The organism is Nocardiopsis sinuspersici (genome assembly GCF_001998325.1).
Lineage (GTDB): Bacteria > Actinomycetota > Actinomycetes > Streptosporangiales > Streptosporangiaceae > Nocardiopsis > Nocardiopsis sinuspersici.
Genome location: NZ_MCOK01000001.1, coordinates 4,326,775 through 4,349,792, shown reverse-complemented (window position 1 = coordinate 4,349,792; position 23,018 = coordinate 4,326,775). Strand labels below are relative to the sequence as shown.

The following is a 23,018-nucleotide window of genomic DNA, read 5'->3' as shown; positions in this document are numbered from 1 at the left end:
GAATGCCGGTGTCAGCCCCCGACGCCGCAGGGAGACCCGGTATGTTCCGGATCGTGATCAGCCGCCTCACCGACGACGGACTGCGCATCACCCCTGAGCGCAGAAGCACCGCCATGTCCGTCGACGAGGCGGTGGGCGCGGTCGAGGAGTACCTGCCCACCGTGGACACCGCGGCCTTCGGAAGCGGCGCCGTGCAGAGTTCCGTCAACCGGGTCAACGACTTCCGCCACGACGTCTCCACCGCGGACGGCGACCACTACCGGGTGGTCATCGCCCCCATGATGTGAGCCCTCGCGCGCCGCTCCCGGACCCGGCCGGCCGGGGCGGGCGAACCGTCGCGCCGGGCGGTCCGCCCGTCCGGGTCAGTCCGAGCCGAAGGCGGAGTCGAAGGAGGCCTCCGGCTGGTCGTAGGCCTTCGACCGGACGAAGTCCACCGCCTCGGCGGCCCCGACCAGCCGGTCCATGCCCGCGTCCTCCCACTCCACCGAGATCGGCCCCTCGTAGCCGATCGCGTTCATCGTGCGGAAGCAGTCCTCCCAGGGCACGTCGCCGTGCCCCGTCGACACGAAGTCCCAGCCCCGGCGGGGGTCGCCCCAGGGCAGGTGGGAGCCCAGCCGCCCGTTGCGGCCGTTGCCCACCCGCTTGCGGGTGTCCTTGCAGTCCACGTGGTAGATCCGGTCGCGAAAGTCCCACAGGAACCCGACCGGGTCGATGTCCTGCCACACCATGTGGCTGGGATCCCAGTTCAGGCCGAACGCGGGGCGGCGGCCCACCGCCTCCAGCGCCTTCTCGGTCGACCAGTAGTCGTAGGCGATCTCGGAGGGGTGCACCTCGTGCGCGAAGCGCACCCCCACCTCGTCGAACACGTCCAGGATCGGGTTCCACCGGTCGGCGAAGTCCCGGTACCCGGCCTCGATGACGTCCTCGCCCACCGGCGGGAACATCGCCACGTACTTCCAGATCGCCGAGCCCGTGAAACCCACCACCGTGGACACGCCGAGCCTCGCGGCGGCGCGCGCGGTGGTGGCCATCTCCTCGGCGGCCCGCCGGCGCACGCCCTCGGGCTCCCCGTCCCCCCACACCCGTGCGGGCAGGATGTCCCGGTGGCGCTGGTCGATGGGGTCGTCGCAGACGGCCTGGCCGAGCAGGTGGTTGGAGATCGCCCACACACCCAGCCCGTGGCGTTCGAGCACGTCCAACCGGTCGCGCACGTACGCGTCGTCGTCGGCGGCCCGGGTGACGTCGAGGTGGTCGCCCCAACAGGCGATCTCCAGGCCGTCGTAGCCCCAGGAGGAGGCCAGTGAGCACACCTCCTCGAAGGGCAGGTCGGCCCACTGTCCGGTGAAGAGGGTGACTGGTCGTGGCATGTCGGTGCCTTCCGTGCTCGGGTTCGGGTGCTCTGGGCTCAGTGGTCGTGGCCGCCTCCCGAGCCCGGGTCCCTCCCGCTCCCGGCCTCGGCGCCGTCGGGTCGGAGGGCCCCGCTGCCGGGTGCGGCGGGCAGGTACAGGTGGACGTGGCCGTGGCCGGTGTCCACGCTGGCCATGTCGAGGTGGGTAGCGGCCACCGACCACGAGTGGACCGCCTGGTCCCGCAGGTCCATGGCGATGTGGAGGACGTCCATGCGCAGGTCCTCGTCCTCGACCAGCGCGGCCCCGGCGTAGGTCTCCACCGACATGGACAGCAGTCGGACGGAGGAGGTCAGGCCCGCCTGGGTGGCCTCGTGGACGGTGCCGTCACCGGACGGCTCGCCGAAGTGCTCCGCGGCCTCCTGGACACTGGTGCGCCAGGAGTAGACCACCGAGGCCTCGGTCAGGTCCAGGGGCGGATGGGAGCCGTCGGTGGGCAGGAACTCCTCCATGGCCTCCACCACGGGAACCAGTTCCTCATGGGCGGTGCGGGTGTGGCCGACGAGTTCGCCGACGCGGTCGGCGTCGGGCCGGTGGGCGGCGGCCGCGCCGGGGGCGGACTCGGAACCGCCCCCCGCGGCGGCCTCACCGCTGAGGAGGACGATGACGGCGCCGGCCATCGTGAGTGAGGCCCCGGTCAGCCACCAGGTGGCCGGGGTGGTCGCCACCGGGTTCCGGTTCTCGGGGGTCCCCGGTGCGGGGTCGGAGGGGGACTGCTGTTGTGCGGACATCGTGACGTCTCCTGTTGGGGAGGGAGCCGCCCGACTTCAGTAGGCGCTTTCCGGTGGGCGCGGGACCGAGCGGGGGGTGCGGACGTTGCCATCCTGGCCTGTCGCCGGCGGTGGTGCGGACACCGCGGCGGGCGTGCCGCCCGGAGTCCGCACGGCTTCACGGAGGGGGCGCCGCCTGGCAAGGGGGTTCCTCCCGTCGGGTCAGGGAACGAAGGAAGGCCAGGCCGTCGACGGCGAGCGCGTCCTGGCTCGCCGCCAGCGGTCGCCAGACGGAGGCCGCCGTGGCGATGCTGGCATTGTCCGCCGTGAACGACTCGATCACCAGGGGGCCTTCGTACCCCGACGCGTCGAGCGCGTCGATGATCCCGGGCCAGTCCAGGTGGTCGGCGCCGGGGGCGCCCCGGTCGTTGGCGCACACCTGCACGTGCTTGACGTGTCCGGCGGCCCGCCTGATCGCCGCCGCGACGTCCCGCTCCTCGATGTTCATGTGGTACACGTCCAGGGCCAGCCCGCAGTGCTCGGCGGGCAGGTCGGCGAGCAGTTCCAGCCCCTGGTCCACCGTGTTGACCACGCTGGTCTCGTACCGGTTGAGCGGCTCCACGGCGAGGGAGACCCCCGCGGACGAGGCGTGCCCGACCACGGGGGCCAGCGCCTCGGTCAGCTCGGCGGCGATCCCCGCCCGCTCTCGCGGGGACATCCGCCAGGTGCGGCCGACCGAGGCGTAGGCCGGACCGGCGATGACGGAGGAGCCGACCGTCACCGCCGCGTCCACGACCCCTCGGAGATAGTCCTGTGTGGCCGACCGGGTGGCCGGGTCGGTGGCGACCAGCTCCCGGCCCGGTCCCATGACCAGTACGACACTGGCCGCCAGGCCCAGCCCGTCCAGCAGGGCCCGGGCGCGCCGGGGGTCCCAGTCACCGGCGTTCTCCACGGGGAGCTCGATCGTGTCGAACCCCCACTCCGCCACGCGGGGCGCGATCCGCTCCAGCGCGGCGTCGGTCAGCGGCGACGTCCACACCCACGTGTTGACCCCCAGCGCCCTCATCTACCTCTCCGTCCACGCCTCGGGGAAGCCCGGCAGGTCCTCGCCGCCGAACTTCGCGTAGTGCAGGGACGGCATGGCCTCGTTGCGCTCCAGGTACTCGTCCAGTTGGTCCTGGCGGACCGGCTCCTGCGGCAGGACCCACTCGGAGGGGACCTCCTCACCGCTGAGGATCATGTCGGCGGCCAGGATCGGGGTCCGCCACTGGAAGTTGGAGTAGACCGGCGCGATCGCGGTGAGGTCCTCCTCCTTCCACTTGCGCATGAAGCTCAGCTCGTCCTCGCCCGAGATCACCGGGTAGGGCTGACCGGCGTCCTCGAAGGCCTCCAGGGCGGCGACGGCGCCGTCCCCGGCGTCCATCCAGATGCCGTCGACCTCGCCGCGCTGGAGGTGCTGGGAGACCAGGTCCTTGATCTTGGCGCCGTCGCCCTCGGTGAACTCGTGGCCGAGCACCTCCAGCTCGCTGTCGGCGAAGATCTTCTGCGCCGCCGCCCAGCGGTGTTCGAGCACGTCCACGCCGGGCAGGATGCGCAGCGCCAGCACGGTCGATCCGGGCTCCAGCTCCTCGACCAGGAACTCGGCCGCGTCCGCGCCGAAGGCGTAGCCGCCGATCGGGTGGATGAAGGTGACCATGCAGTCGGTGTTCACGCCGCGGTCGAAGACCACGACCGGGACGCCGCTCTCGCAGGCGGTCTCCACGGCCGGGGTCAGGGTCGCGGTGGTGGAGGGCGAGATGATGATGACGTCGCAGTCCCCGGAGTCCACGAACGCCTGGATGTCGGAGATCTGCTGGTTGTCGTCGTCGGCGGCGTCGGACACCCGGAACTCACCGATGCGCCCCTCCTCTTTGAGGGCCTCCACCTGCTGCTCCATGGTGATGAAGCCGGTGACGCGCCAGGGGTTGGACACCGAGGCGTTGGAGAAGCACAGCGTCGCGTCCTCGGGCGCGTCGTGGACGAACTCGGAGGTGTCGATCCACTCGGGCTCGATCGCCTGCAGCCAGGGCTGGTCCTCGGGCCCCTCCGGGGTGATATCGCGCTGGGCGAGCTGGGCCTCGAACTCGGCCTCGTCGAACCACTCCTGGTCGGGGGTGAGCCCGGCGCCCTCCACGGAGTCGGTGGGGGTGTCCGTCGTACACGCCGTGAGCATCAGGGTCAGGCCGGCGGCGCCGGCGAGCAGCACGCGGGGGACGCGCATGGATTACCTCCTGGAAGTGCCGAGCGACCGCTCGGTCGGATGGTCCGGTCGCCGTCGCAGGCGCTCCGGCAGTCGAAGGTCGCCCCGGCGGGCGGCGTAGGCCACCGCGGCGATGATGATGAGCCCCTGTACCGAGGGCTGGATCGTCGAGGGCATGTAGAGCTGGTTGAACAGGGTGAACAGGGCCTCCAGCGTCAGGGCGCCCAGGACGGCGGCGACCACGGTGCCGCGCCCGCCGCCCAGTACCACCCCGCCGAGCACGACGGCGGTGATGGCGGTGAACTCCAGCCCGTCACCGACCTGCGCCGTGACACCGGCGTATCCGCCGATGAGGACGGCGGCGACGGTGGCCGTCAGGGAGGAGCCGACGAAGGCCATGGTGCGCACCCGCCACACCCGCACCCCCGAGAACGCGGCGGCGACGTCGTTGTCGCCCGTCGCGACGAGGGAGCGGCCGAAGGGCGAGCGCATGAGGAACACGGCGCCCACCGCCAGTACCAGGGCGATGACCAGCGCCCACGGGAGTTCGCCGAGGAGCGGCACGCCCTCGATCCCGTGGCGCCCGAGGACCCGGAAGGACTCCGAGAGCGCGCCGGTGGGCGCACCGCCCGTCCAGTAGCGGACCGCGCCGAACAGGATCAGCATCGTGCCGAGCGTGGTGATGATCGAGGGCACCCTGAGCAGCGTGGTCACCAGGCCGTTGACCAGGCCCACGGCCAGGCCGAAGAGCATCATGAGGCCGACCACCGGCAGGGTCATGGCCTCCTGGCCGTCGATGAGCCGCGCCGCGATCACCACCTGGGCGCCCACCAGGGATCCGACCGACAGGTCGAACTCCCCGGAGACGATCACCAGGTACTGGCCGATCGCCAGGATCACCAGCGGCGCGGCCTTCTTGGCGAAGGACATCAGCGGCGGACCCTCGAAGAACGACGGGTTCTGGGTGGCGATGACCACGAAGATCAGCGCCAGCAGCAGGGCGACGGTAGCCGTGCCGCCCCGGCCCAGCGCGGCGAGCGCGGCCGGTACGCGGCCGGGACCGCGCGAGCCGCCGGAGCCGCCCGGGCCGCGCACGTCCTGGGTGGGGGTCGGGGTCATCGTCGGCCTCCGAGGGGTTGCGGTGCGGAACCGGGGCCCCGGCCGTGGTCGGGTCCGCGGTCGGGATCGGGTCCGGGGCCCGCGCCGGACCCGGAGCCGGGATCGGACGTGGAACCCGGCTCCGTCCCCGTGCCGGGTCCGGGTGGCGCGGTGCCTCCGGAGGGGAAGCGCACCCTCCTGGCGGGGTGGCCGCGGCGGGCGTAGACCGCCACGGCGGCGATGACGATGACGCCGCGCAGCACGTCCTTGACGAACGGGTCGACCGCCAGCACGTTGAACACCGTGTCGAGCGTGGCGAGGATGAGCACCCCCGCGACCGTCCCGGCCACGCCGCCGCGCCCGCCGAGCAGGTAGGTGCCTCCCAGCACCACGGCCGCGATGGCCTCCAGCTCGTAGCCGCCGGAGTAGACCGTGGCGCTGCCGGTGCCGAACCGGGCGGCCAGCAGCAGGCCGGCCACACCGGCCGTGACCGAGCACAGCACGTGCGCGGTGACCGTGGGCACCCAGGAGCGGATCCCCGAGAGCCGGGCGACCTCGGCGTCGCCGCCCACCGCGTACATGTGGTAGCCCGTCCGGGTGCGCCGCAGGAACAGCACGGCCGCCACCGCCACGCCCAGCATCACCAGGGTGGAGACGGGCAGCACGCCGATCCGGGTGTAGCCGAAGGCCTGGAAGGCGGCGGGGACCGCTCCGGCCGGGCCCTGGAAGTTCGTGTCCAGGTAGCCCTTGATCACCAGCCCCATGCCCAGGGTGGCGATGAAGGGGTTGACCCGCAGCCCGGTCACCACCAGCCCGTTGACCAGGCCGATCAGCCCGGCCGCGCCGAGCGTCGCGCCCACGCCGAGCAGGACGCGGGAGGGGTCCCCCGCCATGGTGGTGGCCGCGATCACGGTGGACAGGGCGGCGACGTAGCCCACCGACAGGTCCAGGGAGCGGCACAGGATGACGAGCGTCTGGCCGATGGCCAGGAACCCCAGCAGGCTGCTGCGGGTGAGCAGGTCGACGGTGTTGGCGGTGGTGAACAGGTTGCCGCCCCGGGCGGCCACGAGGGCCGCGCTGAGCACGAGCAGCAGCACCAGGGCGAGGTAGACCAGGCCGGTGGTGCCCAGGCGCCACCGCGGGTTCCGGGGGAGGGGGGTCGGGGGGCGTGTCACGGGGCGGTCTCCTCCTGCCGTGCCGGGGAACCGCCGCCGCTTCCCCGGGGGGACGGCGCTTCGGGGGACGCGTCGCCGGCGGGCGCCGACGCCCGGGGACCGTGGGCGGCGGGGCCGTCCCCGCCCCCGTGGGGTGATCCGGTGGCCGCCGCCATGACGGCCTCCTCGCTGGACCCGCCGGGCAGCTCGCCCGCCACACGGCCGTCCCGCAGGACGACCAGCCGGTCGGACATGCCGATCAGCTCGGGCAGTTCGGAGGAGATGAGCACGATCGCCACACCCGCCGCCGCCAGCTCGCGCATCAGCCGGTAGACGGCCTGTTTGGCGCCCACGTCGATGCCGCGCGTGGGCTCGTCGAGCACCATCACGCCGGGTTCGGCGGCCAGCCACTTGGCCAGCACCACCTTCTGCTGGTTGCCGCCGGACAGGTAGCGGACCTCCTGGCCGTGGCCGCCGCGCGCGACCAGCTCCACCGAGGAGAGGATGCCCGGGAGCCGCCTGGCCCGCCGGGACGAGCCGAGGGGCCAGACCGCGTCCAGGACCAGGCGCCCGTTGGCCGCGACCGACTGGTTCAGCGCCAGTCCCTGCGTCTTGCGGTCCTCGGTGACCAGCACCAGCCCGGAGCGCACGGCCTGGCGCGGCGAGCGCGGGTCGACCCTTCGGCCGTCCACGGCGACCTCGCCGCGGGTGAAGCGCTCGACGCCGAAGAGGGCGTGGGCGACCTCCGTGCGCCCGCTGCCCTGGAGCCCGCCCAGGCCCAGGATCTCGCCGCCGCGCACCTCGAAGCCGATCCCGTCCAACTGGGTGTTGCCGCCGCCGGCCACCGACAGCCGCACCCTTCCCACGTGTTCGCCGTGCGGCTCCAGCCGCTCGGGGAAGACCGCCGAGACCGGGCGCCCCACCATCTTGCGGACCAGCTCGGAGGGGGTGATCCCGTCGGCGGGGACGGTGTCCACCCGGTACCCGTCCTTGAGGACGGTGACCGTGTCGGCCAGGTCGAAGATCTCCTTCATGCGGTGCGACACGTACAGCACCGCCACACCGCGCTCGCGCAGGCGGCCGATGATCCGGTAGAGCACCTCCACCTCGTGGTCGGCCAGCGCGGCGGTCGGCTCGTCCATGGAGATGATGCGCGCGTCGTGCGAGAGCGCCTTGACGATCTCCACGATCTGCTGCTCGGCCACCGACAGTGACCGCACCCTGGCCCGGGGTGCGATGCCCTCCAGGCCCAGGTCGGCGAGCAGCGCGGCGGTGGCCCGCTCCATGGCCCGGCCGTCCACCAGGCCGCGGCGGAGGATCTCCCGGCCCAGGAAGACGTTCTCGGCGACGGTGCGCTCGGGCAGGAGGTTGAACTCCTGGAAGACCGTGGTCACGCCCGCCCGCTGGGCCTGGACGGGGTGCTCGAAGGAGACCGGCCTGCCCTCCAGCTCGACGGTTCCCGCGTCCGCGCGGTGCACCCCGGCCAGCACCTTCATCAGCGTGGACTTGCCCGCGCCGTTCTCGCCGACCAGCGCGTGCAGCTCGCCGGGACGCAGCTCCAGGTCCACACCGTGCAGCACGCGCACGCCCAGGAAGGACTTGCTGACGCCGCTCATCCGGAGCAGGGGCTCGGTGGTCATCCCCCGTCCACCTCCGGGACGTCGGCCCAGCGGCGCTCGCGGGCCGAGGTCAGCACGGCCTCGGCCAGGACGGCGGCGCGCAGGCCGTCGGCGAACACGGGCAGGCCCTCGGGCGTGCTTCCCGCGATGGCGGCGCCGGTGTCGGCCACCAGCGCGTTGAAGCAGTCCTGGTAGCCCTGCGGGTGCCCCACGGGGGTGGTGGCCAGGCGCGCCGCGTCGGAGCTCAGCTCGGGGTCGTCGCGGGTGATGGTGCCGGTGCGGCCCCGGCTGCCCGCCCAGAGGGTCTCGGGCCGCTCCTGGTCGAAGACCAGGGACCCCTCGGTTCCGGAGACCTCCAGGACCAGGCGGTTCTTGCGGCCGGGGGAGACCTGGCTGATGACGGCTCCGCCGATCACGCCGCCCGCCGTGGCGAACTGGAAGGCCACCAGGTCCTCGGTGGCCACGGGGCGCCCGTCGCGGGTGTCGTTGACGCGGGAGGTCTGGGCGCTGACCGAGGTGATGCGGTCGCCGGTGACGAACTCCAGCATGTCGCACCAGTGGGAGCCGATGTCGCCGAAGGCGCGGGTGGGGCCGCCGAGTTCGGGGTCGACCCGCCAGTTGTCCTCCTCCGGGTACAGGAGCCAGTCCTGGAGGTAGCCGCCGTGGGCGAGGCTCACGCGGCCGATGGAACCGGCGGCGACCCGGGCCCGCGCCTCGCGGGCCATGGGGTGGAACCGGTAGGCGAAGGGGACGACGGCGACCAGTTCGGCCTCCTCCGCGGCGCGGACGAGGTGGCGCGCGGTGTCGGCGTCGGTGGCCAGGGGCTTCTCGCACACCACGTGCTTGCCGGCGGCCAGGGCGGCCAGGCTCAGCGGCGCGTGGAGGTGGTTGGGCGTGCACACGTGGACCACGTCCACGTCGTCGCTGTGGATGAGTTCGAGGGCGTCGGCGTGGGACCGGGCGACGTTGTTGGCGACCCGGAACCGCTCGGCCTTGTCGGGGGAGGAGCCCGTGACCCCGACGACCTCGCCGCCGGCGGCGCGGACGGCGTGGGAGTGGACCCGGCCCATGAAGCCGGTGCCGATCACCGCGGCGCGGTAGGCGTTCGGGGCGGTCGGCCCGGGGTCCGCCACCTCTCCCAGGCTTGTGACCTTCTTCACTGACATGCCGAGAACAGTACGCCGGACTTCTGACGATGGTCAAGCATAAGTTGAAGGGCTGACGCACAGTAGGCTGATGCCGACCGGTCAATAGATCCTGTGCTTCACTGTTCGTATGACGGAAGACGCGCTGACTCGCCCGGGGGGACAAGGCTTGACCGTCGCTCCGACCACCGCACCGGGTGCGGGAACCCTGCTCCAGCTCCTGCGCGACGGCAGGCCGCGCACCCGCTCGGAGCTGGCCTCGGTCACCGGTCTGGCCCGCTCGACCGTCACCCAGCGCGTGGACGCCCTGCTCTCCAGCGGACTCATCGGGCCGACGGGCGAGGCCGTCTCCACCGGGGGCAGGCCGCCCACGACCTTCTCCTTCCGGCCCGACGCCCGCGTGGTCCTGGCCGCCGACCTGGGCGCCACCCACGCCCGGCTCGCCCTCACCGACATGTCCGGGGCGGTGCTCGCCGAGGAGCGCGCCGACCTGGACATCGCTCTGGGCCCCGAGCCCGTCCTGGACTGGGTCGTGGAGAGGGGGCGCGGCCTGCTGGAGGGCGCGCGGCGCCGGGTGGACGAACTGCTCGGCCTGGGCATCGGCCTTCCGGGGCCGGTCCAGCACTCCACCGGGCGCGCGGTCAACCCGCCGATCATGCCCGGGTGGGACGACTTCGACGTCCCCGGCTACGTCCACGACCAGCTCAACGTGCCGGTCCTGGTGGACAACGACGTCAACATCATGGCGATCGGGGAGCACCACACCGCCTGGCCCGCGGCCAGCCACCTGCTCTTCGTCAAGGTCGCCACCGGTATCGGCTGCGGCATCGTCAGCGAGGGCCGCGTCTACCGGGGGGCGCAGGGGGCCGCCGGGGACATGGGGCACATCCACGTCCCGAGCGGAGCCGAGCGGCCCTGCCGCTGCGGCAACACCGGGTGCCTGGAGGCCGTGGCCAGCGGCGCCGCCCTGGCCGCCGCGCTCACCGGGGAGGGCGTGCCCGCGAGCGGGGCCCGCGACGTGGTGGAGCTGTCCCGCAACGGGTCGGTGCCCGCGCTGCGGGCGCTGCGCCAGGCGGGCCGCGACATAGGCGAGGTCCTGGCCGCGTCGGTGAACATGTTCAACCCGTCGGTCATCGTCATCGGCGGCGCGCTCGCCCTGGCCGGGGACCACCTGCTCGCCGGGGTCCGGGAGGTCATCTACCAGCGGTCGCTGCCCCTGGCCACCGAGCACCTGAACATCGTCTCGTCCGTGGCGGGGGAGAGCGCGGGCGTGGTCGGAGCCGCCGTCATGGTGATCGAGCACTGCCTGAGCCCCGAGCACGCGGACGCCCTCATCAGCGGGGCGCTCGTCAACGGGGCCTGAGGTGGTCCATCAGCTCCCGGAACCGGTCCCAGCCGTCCGCCTCCACCCCGTCCCCGATCCGGTACCAGACCAGCGGGGTCATGGGCGAGCCGAAGGCGGTGCCCGCCACCGGTGCGGCCAGCGCCCTCCTCCTGCCGGCCTCCAGCACTCCCTCGGAGCCCACGGCCAGGCCCACGGGGACGGACACACCCGCCCAGCGGGGCGCGTACGCCAGGTCGGCGCGCCCCAGCGCACGGTGCACGGTCATGCTGCGCAGGCCGTCCCGTGAGGCCAGCTCGCGCACGAGGGGTGTGAGGGCCTCCAGGTCCGGCTCCTCCCCGGACCGGTGCCCCACGGAGAACAGGATCCGCTCGCGCACCCCCGACGGCGTGCGCGACACCCTCAGGCTTCCGGCGAAGGGGCGCACCCCCTCCTCCCGGACACCGACGGCCTCCCGGGCGCTTCCGGGGCGTCCGGTGAAGGCCAGCAGGGTCTCGCGCGGGGAGCGGTGCCGCGCCATGGCCGTGACCTGGGCCGCGTCCCAGGCCCGGGACAGGGGTTCGCACACGCCCCACACCGCGGGAGGCGCCCCGGCCAGGTGCTCGGCGAGCAGTTCCACGGTGCCGCCCAGTTCGAGGTGCTCGTCGACCGGGTGGTCGACCCGCAGGTCCACGTGCAGGTGGGTGCCCAGGTCCTCGTCCGCCGACGCCCGGAAGGCCTCGTTCGGGCCCTCCCCGGCGTCCACCCCCGGGTCGGGCACGAACCCGGTAGCCGGGTCCCACACCAGCGGCAGGCCGTTGAAGCCGTCGTAGTGGCGCCCGTCCGGGGCCCGTACGGCCCACGTGGCTCCGGGGCGGCTGAGGAACCAGCGCAGCGCGTGCGTGACGAGGCTCGTGGACGGGGTGACCAGTTGCAGGCCGAGGCCTCGGCGGCCGTGCTCGGCCAGCGCGTCCACCAGCCAGCTGGACAGGGGGACCAGCGGCCGGTCCTGCACGAGTACGGCGTTCCTCGCGGTGAGGACGCTGACCGCCGGGTGGTCGGTGGCCCCGAGGAGGTGCGCGTCGTCCCGGGGCAGGCGGGACTCGGGTTCCCACACCACCCCGCCGTGCCGCTCGACCAGTGCGTGGGCGAACCGCCGTGCCGTCGCCGCCGTGTCGGTGCCGGGCGGTTCCGTCGCCCGGACCTCGACCCACAGGGGCTGGGCGGGAAGGCCGTCGCTGATCCCGTCGGTGAGGAGGCGGTCGGCCTCGGCGGACACCGCGAGCCGCTGCGCCGCCTGCACGGCCAGCACCAGGCGGCCGGATCCGTCACGCAGGTGGACCACGGTGCCCTCGGCGATGAGCCGGACCCGCAGGTCGGGGCCGGCGGCGGCCAGCGCGTCCATCAGGGAGCGGCGGCCGGGGCTCTCGGCGAGCAGGGCGACGACGTCGTGGCTCAAGGGGGTCCTTCAGGAACGAGGATTTTCGTGAGAGGCACGGGAAACGGGGGAAGGGGTGGTGCCCACGTTGTTGGGAGGGCCACCCGAGGAGTGGGAGGAGGACTTTGTCGCCCGGGATGTCTTCACAGGGCCCCCGTGTCCCTTCAGATGGGAAACTCTCCGTACCAGGAGCGTTCAAGGATGTGTTTGGGCAGGTAGCCGGATTCGACGTCGAAGTGGAAGGCGGGATCCTGCCCAGCAGTGTCGTAGGCCAGGCAGGCCAGAGCCAGAAGGGGGATGGAGGTTCCGCCTTCGATTGACTTGGCGCGTTCTTCGTTGGCGGTGCGGAAGGAGCGGAACAACTCCAGTCCTTCTGCCAGGGCTTCGTTGAACTTGTCGCTGTTGCGCCGCACCAGATGCATCAGGGTGTTCAACGGCGGGAAGGTCAGCTTGTTGAGGACCTCAGTGGTACCGATTTCCGCGTTCGCGGGGTCGGACAGTTCCATGGCCTTGAGGAGGTGTTCTCCCAGCCCGGGCCGGTTGAGGACGAAGGCCTGCAAGGCTTCGACCAGGTGGTAGATGTAGGGGTTGTACTGACTTCCCCGGCTCTCCCCGGCCTGGCGCAGGGTCTCGACGGGGATATGGCACAGGGAACGGTAGCGTTCCTGGTCACGGCAGGTCACCGCCAGGTAGAACGCGGTCAGCCAGTTGCCAGCGTTGGTGAAGTAGTCGGGTTCGACCGCGGTCAGGGTGCGTTCCTGGTGGTCGATCATTCGGGTGAGTCTGGTGCCCGGCTCGGTGGTGGAGACGGCGAGAGCGGCCTCGCTCATCTGCATATAGGTGACCCAGGCCTCCCAGGTCTCCAGCTTGTCCACATCGGTGTCCATGGATAGACACAACTCGGCCTGATCTTTAACTCCGCTCAGAGGGCCTCCCGCGTCAAAGGGCGAGTCGATCAGCCATTGCACATAGAATTTACGCCTTTCGGGAACCCTGGCGATGAACTGGGGGTAGTTGGGGTTGCTGATGTCGTGGCGCTCGATGCGGAACGTCAATTTATAGCTCTTCTTCTTGGGATTTCGAAAAGGCCAATGCTGTACCCGGAGTGCTTTTCTCCTTCTTCGGGTTCTTCGCCGAGGGTCTTCTGCTTTTGTTCTGGAGTGATGCCCTTTACTTCTGCATAGTAGAGCTTCCCTTGGGCTCGTGCTGTTTCGATCATTTCTGCTATGTCCAGTTCATTCGGCTCTCCAATCGGTTTCTCTCGGGCTCTCCTCTTCATGTCTTCCGTGGTCGCTTCAAGGTACTCGGGAGTCCCTTGGGAAACTCGCTTGGGCTGGTCGCCTACCGGAATGGTTCTCTCGCCAAGGGAGGTCGACTGGCTGCTCTTGGCCTCGACAATGAGGATACCACCATCCTTGAGGGGCCAAATTTGGTCGAACTGGTAGTTTCCGCTTTTTGGTGCCCCGGGGGTCTTGTAGGGTTCTGTGGCGTCGATTTCAGGAAGGTCAATATTCTTTCCGTCTTTTCCGGGGAGTGAGTGAAGGCCGTCGAACAGGTCCTTGACCGCTACCTTGGCGCCTTCTTCTCCGTACGTCTCGCTATCTTTGGTCATTCTGTTGTGGAGCGGACTGTGTTCTATGTCCGCCTGCAGTACTTCCGGATGGTCGCCAGGGTAGTCCTTGTGCTCCTCCCGCTTATCCTTAAGCTCCTTCTCTGCAACAAGATCCTCCTTGATGGCTTCTCTTCGCCGCTCGGCGTGCTCGTCCATCTCTGAGGTCGTGTTACTGCTGCTCTCGGCTGAGAAATAAACTCTGTCGTTAAGTGTGCGATAGTCGGGCGTGTCTGGCTCGGGCAACGTCTCCATGGCGAACCAGGGAGCAGAGCCGTTGATGCTGGTTAGCTGCGGAATTTTGAATCCGAAAATTTCACGCTGAATCCTGAATCTACTCCCATTGCTGTTGTAAAATTCGAGGAAGTACCTCTCTTCCCCGTTTGCAATTTTCTTGTTGAGGAAGTCTGTAAATCTCTTTGCGAACTCCTTGTGGGGCGTATCTGGCTTCAGTTCTATTTCTTGGGAAATTTCTCTATTGATATCCCTTCTGGATGTTCCGTCGAACTTCCTGGTCTGAAGATCGGCGTCCTTGTCTTCTTTGAACTCACTCTGGGGATATCCGTCTGAGTCCGAGCTGTGGTGCGGCGTTTCCGAGGGAGTGTCGCTGGAGCTGTTGTCGCCGTTGCGGGACACGGAATCAGAGGAGGACGAATCCGTGGTGCGGAGGTCGGTGGAGTCGTCGCGGGCGCTGTCCCGGTCCCCGGGAGTGTCTTCGTCCCGGGAGGGCGTGGTCTCCGTGCGGTTGGTGACGCCGGGCCTGTCGTCGCGCAGGTCGGTGCTGCGGTCATCGTGGTGATCGTCCGGGGTCTCGGGGAACCGTTCGCCGCCGACGCCGGTGAGGTCGAACCTGGCGTCCGGCGCGGAGCCCGGGAGGTCCCGGGAGGCGGCCAGGGTGTCCCCGTCCCCGTCACCGCCGACGCGCGCGAGGGCCCGGTCCGGCTCGTCGGGACCGTGCCCGGTGTTGGCGCGTTGTTCCGGGGTGAGCTCGCCGAGGTCGGGCATGTCCTCGGCGAACCACCCGCCCTCCCAGTCCGCGCCGGGGTCCTTCTTGGCGTCCGGGCTGACATCGGTGGTGTTCTCGGGGTCGTTCCTGACACCGGTCAGCCGGTCGAGCTCGTCCAGCAGTCCCTCGGTGTCGTTGATCTGCTGAACGGTGGGGTCCGTTTCGGCGCCCTCGCCCGACTCGCCCGACTCGCCGGAGGAGTCGCCCCCGACCCCGTTCGGGCGGGGCTTGCGCGCGGGCTGTTCGTCGGAGGTGTCGGAGACCGGTTGGCCCCTGGGGGCCTCGGGAGCCCCACCGGTGGACGGGGAGTCGTGGACGGTGCCGAGCAGCCGGTTGAGGGCGGAGTTCATGTCGGCGAACTGGGCGGACGTGGCGTTGCCGCTGGTGAACAGACCGGGATCCAGGTTGAACACGGGCGAGCCGCTGCCGCCGAAGCCGGGGATGTTCGCGGGCAGTCCCGTGTCCGCGCCGGACACGCCGTCGGATCCGCTCCCGGAGCCGCCGCGGCCGCCCATGCCGTCGAGGATGGCCATCCCGCGCCAGGCCATCAGCGGCACACCGACCACCGAGCCGATGCCCGTGGCCGACAGGGCCGCTCCGGCCGCCATGACGCCGATGTTGAGCACGGCGGTGCCGATCACGTAGCCGGGGCGGTCGCCCCATTCTTCCCAGGGCACGACCGAGTGGGCCAGGTCCTTCCACGCCGAGACGGCCACGTCGCCACCGGCCCAGCCGTAGCTGTCGGACTCGGCGTCGTACATGCCCGCCAGCGACGCCGCGGACTGCATGTTGTCCTCGTGGTACTCAAAGAAGGCATCGCCCCAGGACATCTCGAACCAGCCCTCGGAGCTGTGCGCGCCCACCATCGCGCCGGTGCCCTCGACCGCCCCGACACCGAAGTCCCACACCGCGTCGCCGACGTCCACCGCCCAACTGCTGTCGACCTCGGCCGGGGTGCCCCACTCCATGGGCACGCCGGACAGGTCGGCGTCGAGGCCGTAGACGAACTCGCCCGCGGCCGGGCCGTTCGCACCCACCTCGGAGCCCTCCACGAACTCGGTGCGTCCGTCGATGCCGATGTTGATCTTGTTGGCGCAGGTGCGTTCGGCCTCGTTGTACTCGGCGGTCAACCGGGCGGCCTCTTCGATGAGCGCCGTGTTCTTGTCGACGTTCTCGCTCTGGTCGCCGAAGAAGCCGTCGGCCTCGTCCCAGTCCTCGTCGTCCGCGATCTCGGCCAGGAAAGCCTCGGACCGGGTGGTCAGGCCGTTCCAGCGGATCTTGAGGCTGCGGACGCTCTCGGCGAAGTCCTCGATGGCCCCGGCCACACGGTCGGTGGCCATCTCGATGACGATGCCGCTGCTGGAGACCGGGGACAGGGCGCTGTAGAGGGTCTCTGCCTCGGGAGCGGTGTAGCACTCCGACAACCCGGCCCAGGAGGAGGTGATGTCCTCGCCGCTTCCGGCGACGTCGACTCCGGAGCCGCGCAGGCTGCGGGCCAGTTCCTCCAGTTCGGTGGGCACGGCCTCGGGAACGGCGAACGCCGAGGGATTGATCTTGCCGTCGCAGTCGATGGGAGGGCCGTCGAACACGGTGAGGGGCTCCTGGTGGGGGAGGGGAGGCGGGGGAAGGAGGTCAGCGGATCATGTTGGGGCCGCCGCCGGGCTGGGTCACGGGTTCTGGGACCACGCCCGCGTTGCTCTGGGCCTCCAGCGCCATCTCGTGGTTGCCGTTCACGTAGGCGGTGGTGGCGTCGCCGGCTCCAGTGAGGCCGCTGATGGTCTGGGAGACCATGTCGCCCATGACGCCGAAGTAGTGCCCGGCGAACTCGCCCAGGGCGATGCTGACCGGAACGCTCCTGACCCCGGTGCTGAGGTCGGTGAGGTGTCCCTCGATGTCCTTGATGTGGCCGGTCAGCCCCTCGGTGCCCTCCTCGTCACCGATGTGCGCGGCGGTGCTGGAGAGCACCGCGCCGACGTCTGCGGGCCGGATGTTCCAACCGGACACCTGGATCACTCCTTACGCGGACCGGGGGAGAGGGCTGCTCGCCGTGGGGGCACGGCGCCGTCCTCGCTCCGCGGGGACTCACCTTTGGTCCTGGAAGGTGTGCGGAGAGTAGGACCCGTCCTGATTCTGTCGTCACGTCGGACATTCCGCCCGTGGCGTTTCAGCGCTGGACACGGGGCTGGAGGGTGCTCCCGTGGCGATCGGGGGAGGTCAGGCAGGGTGCGAAGCGGCAGAGGGGCCGGTGTGGCCACATCCGGCCCCCTGGGGTGATCCGGGACACGGGGGTACGTCGCGGGCGCGCCGACTCCGTGACCAGGGGCAGGAGGGCAGGGAGGCCAGAGTGCCAGACTCCGTGACCAGGGAGCCCAGGGGCCAAGGGAGCCAAGGAGCCAGGGAGCTCAGGGGCCAAGGGGCCGAGGGTCAGGGACCAAGCTCCGTGGCCGGGGCCGGGGCACACCGCGGGGAACCGTCGACCGCGGCGCCGTGCCCTGTCCGTATCCCGGGGGCGTCCGTGCCCCGCCGTCCACGGGAACTCGGGGCGGTCCCGCCCGCAGAGGGCGGGGGCCGCGCCTTCACCGCTCCCCGGGGCCCGGACACGCGGAAGGGGGCGGAGCCGCTCGGCTCCGCCCCCCTCTGGCGCCACGGGTCAGGGGGACGCCACGGGTCGCCGGGGTCTCGGGCTACCCGGCGTGCTCGTCGCCCGGAGCCCTTCGGCTCTGCCTGGCCCGCTCCGCCTCCGCGTCCATCTCCTGGGCGCGGACCTGGTTCCTGCGGTACTCGTCCTGCCTGACGTCGGGAAGGATTCCCTCGTGTCGCAGAACGGGGTCCTCACCCTGCGGGGGCTCCTTCGGGTCCACGGGCTGCGTCTCGTCCCTGGGCATCGGCTCCGTCTCCCCGAGTGGCCTGACGTTGGCCTCCGACGCCCGCGCCGTGTGCGCGGGGTCGGTGGCCACCGACCTGCTGCTCAGGGTGGCCGAGCGCGCCACGCTCCGCAGGAGGGTGATGATCGCGATACCCGTGACCAGGTTGATCACGGCCGTGGCGATCTGGCTCGGCGTCCCGGCGGCCTCGCTGAACGGGGCGACGGCGGCGATCGCGGTCGCCAGGCCCAGGATCCAGCCGAAGAACTTCAGCGCCCTCGGTGCGCTGAGCAGCAGCAGGTGCATCAGACCCGTGGCCAGCAGGGCGGCGACGGCGGCCATGAGGGCGTACGCGACGGTGCTCGCGTCGCCCAGGTTCCCGGCGTCCTCGGGGGCGAGCACCGGGATTCCGAACACTCCGCGAAAGACCAGGGTGCCCGCGAAGATCACCAGTGCCGCGACGACGGCCGTGGCCAGCCCCCCCGACCACAGGCGTGTGGTGTTGACAGGTCGTTCATTTCCGATCTCGGTCATGCCAGTACCCCCAGATACTGTGCTTCGAGTTCCGGTACTACCCCGCATGTGTCCATGTACTACGGGTAACCGGGAAAACCCGCGTCGTGCCTGGTCAGCCCGCATGCCCTGGAACACCGGCGAAAGCGGTCACGGCTCCGCCCGCCGTCCCGCCGCCCCGCCCGACCACCTCTGCCGTCCGTCCACTCCCGGTGCTCAGCACGTGGAACACTGGAACCATGTCTCACTTCGCGCACGCCCGCGTCGACCTCGACGCGATCGCCCACAACGCGCGGCTGCTCCGCGAGTGCGCCGGCGGCACCCCGCTCATGGGAGTGGTCAAGGCCGACGGTTACGGGCACGGCATGCTCCCCGCGGCCCGCGCCCTGATCGCGGGCGGCGCGACCTGGTTGGGCACGGCCTTCATCGACGAGGCCCTCGAACTGCGCCGGGCCGGGCTCACCCTGCCCGTCCTGGCCTGGATCATCCCGCCGGGCGAGCCGGTCGCGGAGGCCGTCGAGGCCGACGTCGACCTCGGGGTGAGCGACCGCGCGGTCCTGGACACGGTGATCGCCGAGGCGGTGCGCCTGGGCCGCACCGCCCGCGTGCAGCTCAAGGCCGACACCGGCCTCAACCGCGGCGGGGTCAACCCGGCCGACTGGCGGAACCTGGTGGACGCCGCCGCCCGCGCCGAGGACGAGGGGCACCTGCGCGTCTGCGGCGTGTGGTCGCACTTCGCCTGCGCCGACGAACCCGGCCACCCCTCCATCGCGCTCCAGCTCTCCCGGTTCCACGAGGCGCTGGAGATCGCCGACAAGGCCGGCCTGGACCCCGAGGTCCGGCACATCGCCAACTCGGCGGCGCTGCTCACCCTCCCCGAGGCGCGGTTCGACCTCGTCCGCGGCGGGATCGCCGGTTACGGCCTGTGCCCGATCCCGGACTTCGGTGCGACCGGGCTGCGCCCCGCGATGACGCTGCGCTCGCGGATCGCCCTCACCAAGCGCGTCCCGGCGGGCAGCGGCGTCTCCTACGGCCACCGCTACGTCACCGACCGGGAGACCACCCTGGCCCTGGTGCCGCTCGGTTACGCGGACGGCGTCCCCCGCGCGGCCACCAACAAGGGCCCCGTCCTGCTCGGCGGCCGGTCCCGCGTCATCTCGGGAACAGTCTGCATGGACCAGTTCGTTGTGGATGTGGGCGACGACACGGTGGAGGCCGGGGAGTACGCGGTGCTGTTCGGCGATCCCGGAGAGGACCCGGGCGTCCCGACCGCCGAGGACTGGGCCCGGATCCTGGACACCATCCCGTACGAGATCGTCACCAGGGTGGGCGTCCGGGTCCCGCGTGAATACGTCGGCGCCCCGGCCTGAGCGGAGGCGGTACGCGGGGACACGCGCCGGGTCGGCGTGATCGGGCACGGCTCGGCCTCACCGGGCACGGCTTCGGCACGACCGCCCGACCGATCGCCGCGATCCGGTCACGGCTCCCCTCCGCCCCGCCTAATCTGGACAGGGAACGCGTTCCGACGCGCCCATCGGGACACGCCCGACCCGGCGCGTCCCGCAAGCCACGAACCGTCCACCACATCCGAACGAGCAGCGAGCCGATGACAGACGCGACAGCAACCACTCCAGGTGCGGACACCGTCGGTGAGGTCACCGCCGCCACCGACGAGGCCATGCGCACCCTCGGACGCGACCTCGCCGCACTCACCCGCCCCGGTGACCTGCTGATCCTGTCCGGGCCGCTCGGCGCGGGGAAGACCACACTCACCCAGGGCCTGGGCGAGGGCCTGGGCGTGCGCGGACGGGTCACCTCCCCGACCTTCGTCATCTCCCGGATCCACCCCTCCCTGACCGGAGGCCCCTCCCTGGTGCACGTGGACGCCTACCGGCTCGGCGGGGCCGACGAGATCGACGACATCGACCTGGACATGACCCTCCCCGACTCCGTCACCGTGGTCGAGTGGGGCGAGGGCGTGGCCGAGGGGCTCTCCGACGAGCGGCTGGAGATCCACATCGAACGGCACCCCGACGACACCCGCACCGTCCACCTGCGCGCCGTCGGCGCCCGCTGGACCGGTACCGACCTGCCCGGCACCGCCGCCGGGCGCGGATAGGCGGCCGCCCGTGCTTCTCCTGGCCTTCGACACCGCCACCCCGGCGGTCACCGCCGCCATCGGCGAGAGCGGACCCGACGGGGAGTTCACCCTGCGCGCCACCGCGAGCTCCGTGGACGCCCGCCGCCACGGTGAGCTGCTCAGCCCCACCATCGCGCGGATCGCCGAGGAGGCCGGGATCGCCCTGGCCGACCTCGACCACGTCGCCGTCGGCGTCGGCCCCGGCCCCTACACCGGCCTGCGGGTCGGGCTGGCCACCGCGCACGCCCTGGCCGAGGCCCTCGGCGTCCCCTGCCACGGGGTCGCCACCCTGGACGCCCTGGCCTTCGCCACCGGTCGCACCGAGCCCTTCGTCGCCATGACCGACGCCCGCCGCAAGGAGGTGTTCTGGGCGCGCTACGACGACCACCTCACCCGTGTGGGCGAGGTGCGCGTCGACCGGCCCGCCGAACTGGACACCGGCGGCCTGCCGCTGGTCGGCGGCGGTGCCCACATGTACGCCGACGTGCTCGGCGTCGGATCCGCCCCCGTGGACCCGCTCCACCCGGACGCCGCCGCCATGGCCGAGCTCGCCCTGCTGCGCCTGCGCCGGGGCGAGGAACTGCCCGAGCCCAACCCGCTCTACCTGCGCCGCCCGGACGCGGTGGAGCCCGGTGCCCCGAAGAAGGTACGCCAGTGGGTGAAGTGACCGAAACGACCGGTGTGACCGGTGTGCGCCTGCGTGAGATGACCGACGCCGACGTTCCGGCCGTCATGACCCTCGAACGCACCCTGTTCCCGCTCGACGCCTGGAGCGAGGGCATGCTCCGCGGCGAGCTGGCCGAACCCACCCGCCACTACGTGGTGGCCGCGTCCGGTGACGCGGTCGTGGGCTACGCCGGGCTGCGGTTCGTCCCGCCCGAGGGCGACGTGCAGACCATGGCCGTCTCCGAGCAGGTCTGGGGCAGGGGTGTGGGCGGCGCGCTGCTCACCGAGCTGCTCGACCAGGCCGCCCGGCGCGGCGTCACCCACATGTTCCTGGAGGTGCGCTCGGACAACCCGCGCGCACAGAGGCTCTACGAGCGGTTCGGCTTCGTGCAGATCGGTGTGCGGCGCGGGTACTACAACGGTGCGGACGCCCTCGTCATGCGGCGTGTCGCCGGGGAGGGAAGCCATGAGTGAGCGTGACCTGCCCCTGGTCATGGGGATCGAGACGTCCTGCGACGAGACCGGCGTGGCCCTGGTACGCGGCTGCGAGCTGCTCGGGGACTCCGTCGCCTCCAGCGTCGACCAGCACGTCCGCTTCGGCGGTGTGGTGCCCGAGGTGGCCAGCCGCGCGCACCTGGAGGCGATGACCCCGACCGTGCGGCGGGCCCTGGAACAGGCGGGGGCGAAGCTGTCGGACGTGGACGCGATCGCGGTGACCGCCGGGCCGGGCCTGGCGGGCGCCCTGCTCGTGGGCGTCTCCGCAGCGAAGGCCTACGCCATGGCCCTGGACAAGCCCCTCTACGGCGTGAACCACCTGGTGGGACACGTGGCCGTGGACCAACTGGAGCACGGGCCGCTGCCCAAGCCCGCGATCGCCCTGCTGGTCTCGGGCGGCCACACCTCGCTGCTGCTGGTCAACGACCTGGCCACCGAGGTGGTCTCCCTCGGCGACACCGTGGACGACGCCGCCGGCGAGGCCTACGACAAGGTGGCGCGCCTGCTGGAACTGCCCTACCCGGGCGGGCCGCCCATCGACAAGGCGGCCCAGAAGGGTGATTCCCGGGCCATCCGGTTTCCGCGCGGCAAGTGGGGCGACGGCACCTACGACTTCTCGTTCTCCGGGCTCAAGACCGCCGTGGCCCGCCACGTGGAGGACGCCGACCGCAGGGGTGAGCCCCTCGTGGTCGCCGACATCGCCGCCGCCTTCCAGGAGTCGGTGGTGGACGTTCTCACCCGCAAGGCCGTGGACGCCTGCGTGGAGCACGGGGTGAGCACACTGGTCATCAGCGGTGGCGTGGCGGCGAACTCGGCGCTGCGCGCGCTCGCCGAGCAGCGCTGCCGGGAGGCCGGCGTCGAACTGCGCGTCCCGCGCCCGCGCCTGTGCACGGACAACGGCGCGATGATCGCCGCCCTGGGCGCCGAGGTCGTGGCCGCGGGCCTGCCGCCGTCGGCCCTGGACCTGGCCACGGACACGTCCCTGCCGGTGGAGTCCCCGCTGGCGATATAGCGGATCGGCGTACACGTGCGGGGTGGGGAGCGGCTGCTTCCCACCCCGAGTGGTTCCGGTGCCCGGCGTCAGTCGAAGAGTTCCTCGGGGCTGTCGACCTTGGCCGACCTGTGGACCCGGGTCCTCAGAGTGTCGAGGTCGTCGCAGGATTCGATGCGCTGACGGGTCCTGTCGGAGACCTCGAAGCCTCGTGCGGTGAGGAAGAGGACCACGCCCTGGGCGAGTCCCTCTTCAAGGCCTTCCTCGCGGCCTTCCTCGCGGCCGATGCCGACGTACTTACGCGCGAAGTCGCTCTGCCAGTTGTAGGTTCCCACGGACATCAGGTCCTCTCCTTCTCCCGGACGTGCTGGTGCTCCACCACCACGGCCGGGACCTTCTCGGTGCCGTTGCGCAGTACCACGGCTCCGTCGCTGGTGTAGACGCGCGGTTTGCCGTCGGTGCACTCGGAGGAGGTCATGGAGGCCTCCGTGTGCTCGGGCAGTTCGAAGCCGGCGGCGTCGCGGAGCAGGGGGACGACCACCTCCGGGGCGTTCCGGATGAGTTGCAGGGGTATCTCGTGTTCTTCGCTGGGCACAGCACTCCT

General features: G+C 71.4%; 22 protein-coding genes. 7 read left to right on the top strand and 15 right to left on the bottom strand.

The annotated features are described in order from the left end of the window. Nucleotides 1–41 precede the first annotated feature (41 nt). Nucleotides 42–287 carry a hypothetical protein gene (locus NOSIN_RS18790; RefSeq protein WP_077692010.1) on the top strand — a complete coding sequence of 82 codons (246 nt, stop codon included), beginning with the start codon at nucleotides 42–44 and terminating at the stop codon, nucleotides 285–287. A gap of 75 nt (nucleotides 288–362) precedes the next feature. Here the strand turns inward: NOSIN_RS18790 and NOSIN_RS18785 are convergent, their stop codons facing one another. From NOSIN_RS18785 to NOSIN_RS18750, 8 genes are all read right to left on the bottom strand, one after another. Beyond that, nucleotides 363–1,367 carry a sugar phosphate isomerase/epimerase family protein gene (locus tag NOSIN_RS18785; RefSeq protein WP_077692009.1) on the bottom strand — a complete coding sequence of 335 codons (1,005 nt, stop codon included), beginning with the start codon at nucleotides 1,365–1,367 and terminating at the stop codon, nucleotides 363–365. 38 nt (nucleotides 1,368–1,405) lie between these two features. After that, nucleotides 1,406–2,137, bottom strand: a complete 732-nt coding sequence (locus tag NOSIN_RS18780) for a hypothetical protein (protein WP_077692008.1) — start codon at nucleotides 2,135–2,137, stop codon at nucleotides 1,406–1,408. A gap of 157 nt (nucleotides 2,138–2,294) precedes the next feature. Further along, a complete protein-coding gene (locus NOSIN_RS18775; protein ID WP_077692007.1) occupies nucleotides 2,295–3,182 on the bottom strand; it encodes a sugar phosphate isomerase/epimerase family protein in 888 nt (295 codons plus the stop codon). Continuing rightward, nucleotides 3,183–4,376 (bottom strand): substrate-binding domain-containing protein, encoded by a 1,194-nt coding sequence (locus NOSIN_RS18770; RefSeq protein WP_077692006.1) that lies wholly within the window; start codon nucleotides 4,374–4,376, stop codon nucleotides 3,183–3,185. Between the two features lie 3 nt (nucleotides 4,377–4,379). After that, complete coding sequence (locus tag NOSIN_RS18765) at nucleotides 4,380–5,474, bottom strand: ABC transporter permease (protein WP_077692005.1); 1,095 nt, start codon at nucleotides 5,472–5,474, stop codon at nucleotides 4,380–4,382. Beyond that, nucleotides 5,471–6,628, bottom strand: coding sequence for an ABC transporter permease (locus NOSIN_RS18760; RefSeq protein WP_077692004.1), 1,158 nt, complete (start codon nucleotides 6,626–6,628; stop codon nucleotides 5,471–5,473). Before NOSIN_RS18760 ends, NOSIN_RS18765 begins: the two co-directional genes overlap by 4 nt. Then, on the bottom strand, nucleotides 6,625–8,247 hold the full coding sequence (locus NOSIN_RS18755; RefSeq protein ID WP_077692003.1) for a sugar ABC transporter ATP-binding protein: 1,623 nt from the start codon (nucleotides 8,245–8,247) through the stop codon (nucleotides 6,625–6,627). The genes NOSIN_RS18760 and NOSIN_RS18755 overlap by 4 nt, the downstream gene beginning before the upstream one ends. Next, a complete protein-coding gene (locus NOSIN_RS18750) occupies nucleotides 8,244–9,386 on the bottom strand; it encodes a Gfo/Idh/MocA family protein (protein ID WP_077692002.1) in 1,143 nt (380 codons plus the stop codon). Before NOSIN_RS18750 ends, NOSIN_RS18755 begins: the two co-directional genes overlap by 4 nt. Before the next feature lie 115 nt (nucleotides 9,387–9,501). Here NOSIN_RS18750 and NOSIN_RS18745 point away from each other — a divergent pair, with 115 nt between their 5' ends. Continuing rightward, nucleotides 9,502–10,734: an ROK family transcriptional regulator gene (locus tag NOSIN_RS18745; protein ID WP_077692001.1), complete on the top strand. Its 1,233-nt coding sequence runs from the start codon at nucleotides 9,502–9,504 to the stop codon at nucleotides 10,732–10,734. Here NOSIN_RS18745 and NOSIN_RS18740 read toward each other — a convergent pair. From NOSIN_RS18740 to NOSIN_RS18720, 5 genes are all read right to left on the bottom strand, one after another. Next, nucleotides 10,721–12,151 (bottom strand): DUF6177 family protein, encoded by a 1,431-nt coding sequence (locus tag NOSIN_RS18740; protein ID WP_077692000.1) that lies wholly within the window; start codon nucleotides 12,149–12,151, stop codon nucleotides 10,721–10,723. The two genes, NOSIN_RS18745 and NOSIN_RS18740, sit on opposite strands and share 14 nt — an antisense overlap. Before the next feature lie 143 nt (nucleotides 12,152–12,294). Continuing rightward, on the bottom strand, nucleotides 12,295–13,185 hold the full coding sequence (locus NOSIN_RS18735; RefSeq protein WP_077691999.1) for an immunity 49 family protein: 891 nt from the start codon (nucleotides 13,183–13,185) through the stop codon (nucleotides 12,295–12,297). Beyond that, a complete protein-coding gene (locus tag NOSIN_RS18730; RefSeq protein ID WP_077691998.1) occupies nucleotides 13,182–16,334 on the bottom strand; it encodes a hypothetical protein in 3,153 nt (1,050 codons plus the stop codon). Before NOSIN_RS18730 ends, NOSIN_RS18735 begins: the two co-directional genes overlap by 4 nt. A gap of 43 nt (nucleotides 16,335–16,377) precedes the next feature. Further along, nucleotides 16,378–16,749, bottom strand: a complete 372-nt coding sequence (locus NOSIN_RS18725) for a DUF6507 family protein (protein ID WP_077691997.1) — start codon at nucleotides 16,747–16,749, stop codon at nucleotides 16,378–16,380. 680 nt (nucleotides 16,750–17,429) lie between these two features. Then, the gene (locus tag NOSIN_RS18720) at nucleotides 17,430–18,143 is read right to left on the bottom strand and encodes a DUF6069 family protein (protein ID WP_077691996.1); all 714 of its coding nucleotides are present in this window, start codon (nucleotides 18,141–18,143) and stop codon (nucleotides 17,430–17,432) included. A gap of 218 nt (nucleotides 18,144–18,361) precedes the next feature. On the opposite strand from NOSIN_RS18720, the gene alr reads away from it, so the two are divergent. The 5 genes from alr (at nucleotide 18,362) to tsaD (ending at nucleotide 22,435) form a co-directional block, all read left to right on the top strand. Beyond that, nucleotides 18,362–19,492, top strand: coding sequence for an alanine racemase (alr, locus tag NOSIN_RS18715; RefSeq protein ID WP_077691995.1), 1,131 nt, complete (start codon nucleotides 18,362–18,364; stop codon nucleotides 19,490–19,492). A gap of 236 nt (nucleotides 19,493–19,728) precedes the next feature. Further along, nucleotides 19,729–20,241: a tRNA (adenosine(37)-N6)-threonylcarbamoyltransferase complex ATPase subunit type 1 TsaE gene (tsaE, locus tag NOSIN_RS18710; RefSeq protein WP_077691994.1), complete on the top strand. Its 513-nt coding sequence runs from the start codon at nucleotides 19,729–19,731 to the stop codon at nucleotides 20,239–20,241. A 10-nt stretch (nucleotides 20,242–20,251) separates the two neighbouring features. Then, entirely contained in the window at nucleotides 20,252–20,929 is a 678-nt protein-coding gene (tsaB, locus tag NOSIN_RS18705) for a tRNA (adenosine(37)-N6)-threonylcarbamoyltransferase complex dimerization subunit type 1 TsaB (protein WP_077691993.1), read from the top strand. A 38-nt stretch (nucleotides 20,930–20,967) separates the two neighbouring features. Further along, nucleotides 20,968–21,402, top strand: a complete 435-nt coding sequence (rimI, locus tag NOSIN_RS18700) for a ribosomal protein S18-alanine N-acetyltransferase (RefSeq protein WP_171986676.1) — start codon at nucleotides 20,968–20,970, stop codon at nucleotides 21,400–21,402. After that, entirely contained in the window at nucleotides 21,395–22,435 is a 1,041-nt protein-coding gene (gene tsaD / locus NOSIN_RS18695; protein WP_077691991.1) for a tRNA (adenosine(37)-N6)-threonylcarbamoyltransferase complex transferase subunit TsaD, read from the top strand. The genes rimI and tsaD overlap by 8 nt, the downstream gene beginning before the upstream one ends. Nucleotides 22,436–22,503: 68 nt before the next feature. On the opposite strand, the gene NOSIN_RS28120 is transcribed toward tsaD, so the two are convergent. Together NOSIN_RS28120 and NOSIN_RS28115 are read right to left on the bottom strand one after the other, a co-directional pair. After that, a complete protein-coding gene (locus NOSIN_RS28120; RefSeq protein ID WP_309232771.1) occupies nucleotides 22,504–22,755 on the bottom strand; it encodes a hypothetical protein in 252 nt (83 codons plus the stop codon). Then, a complete protein-coding gene (locus tag NOSIN_RS28115) occupies nucleotides 22,755–23,009 on the bottom strand; it encodes a hypothetical protein (protein ID WP_309232770.1) in 255 nt (84 codons plus the stop codon). The genes NOSIN_RS28120 and NOSIN_RS28115 overlap by 1 nt, the downstream gene beginning before the upstream one ends. Between the last annotated feature and the right edge of the window lie 9 nt (nucleotides 23,010–23,018).

What these genes read in the sequence shown, in the direction of transcription:
- NOSIN_RS18775 (WP_077692007.1), bottom strand. Translation starts at nt 3,182, where the DNA reads ATGAGGGCGCTGGGGGTCAACACGTGGGTGTGGACGTCGCCGCTGACC.
- NOSIN_RS18755 (WP_077692003.1), bottom strand. Translation starts at nt 8,247, where the DNA reads ATGACCACCGAGCCCCTGCTCCGGATGAGCGGCGTCAGCAAGTCCTTC.
- alr (WP_077691995.1), top strand. Translation starts at nt 18,362, where the DNA reads ATGTCTCACTTCGCGCACGCCCGCGTCGACCTCGACGCGATCGCCCAC.
- NOSIN_RS18785 (WP_077692009.1), bottom strand. Translation starts at nt 1,367, where the DNA reads ATGCCACGACCAGTCACCCTCTTCACCGGACAGTGGGCCGACCTGCCC.
- NOSIN_RS18745 (WP_077692001.1), top strand. Translation starts at nt 9,502, where the DNA reads ATGACGGAAGACGCGCTGACTCGCCCGGGGGGACAAGGCTTGACCGTC.
- NOSIN_RS18790 (WP_077692010.1), top strand. Translation starts at nt 42, where the DNA reads ATGTTCCGGATCGTGATCAGCCGCCTCACCGACGACGGACTGCGCATC.
- NOSIN_RS18765 (WP_077692005.1), bottom strand. Translation starts at nt 5,474, where the DNA reads ATGACCCCGACCCCCACCCAGGACGTGCGCGGCCCGGGCGGCTCCGGC.
- NOSIN_RS18780 (WP_077692008.1), bottom strand. Translation starts at nt 2,137, where the DNA reads ATGTCCGCACAACAGCAGTCCCCCTCCGACCCCGCACCGGGGACCCCC.
- NOSIN_RS18770 (WP_077692006.1), bottom strand. Translation starts at nt 4,376, where the DNA reads ATGCGCGTCCCCCGCGTGCTGCTCGCCGGCGCCGCCGGCCTGACCCTG.
- NOSIN_RS18720 (WP_077691996.1), bottom strand. Translation starts at nt 18,143, where the DNA reads ATGACCGAGATCGGAAATGAACGACCTGTCAACACCACACGCCTGTGG.
- rimI (WP_171986676.1), top strand. Translation starts at nt 20,968, where the DNA reads ATGACCGACGCCGACGTTCCGGCCGTCATGACCCTCGAACGCACCCTG.
- tsaE (WP_077691994.1), top strand. Translation starts at nt 19,729, where the DNA reads ATGACAGACGCGACAGCAACCACTCCAGGTGCGGACACCGTCGGTGAG.
- NOSIN_RS28120 (WP_309232771.1), bottom strand. Translation starts at nt 22,755, where the DNA reads ATGTCCGTGGGAACCTACAACTGGCAGAGCGACTTCGCGCGTAAGTAC.
- tsaD (WP_077691991.1), top strand. Translation starts at nt 21,395, where the DNA reads ATGAGTGAGCGTGACCTGCCCCTGGTCATGGGGATCGAGACGTCCTGC.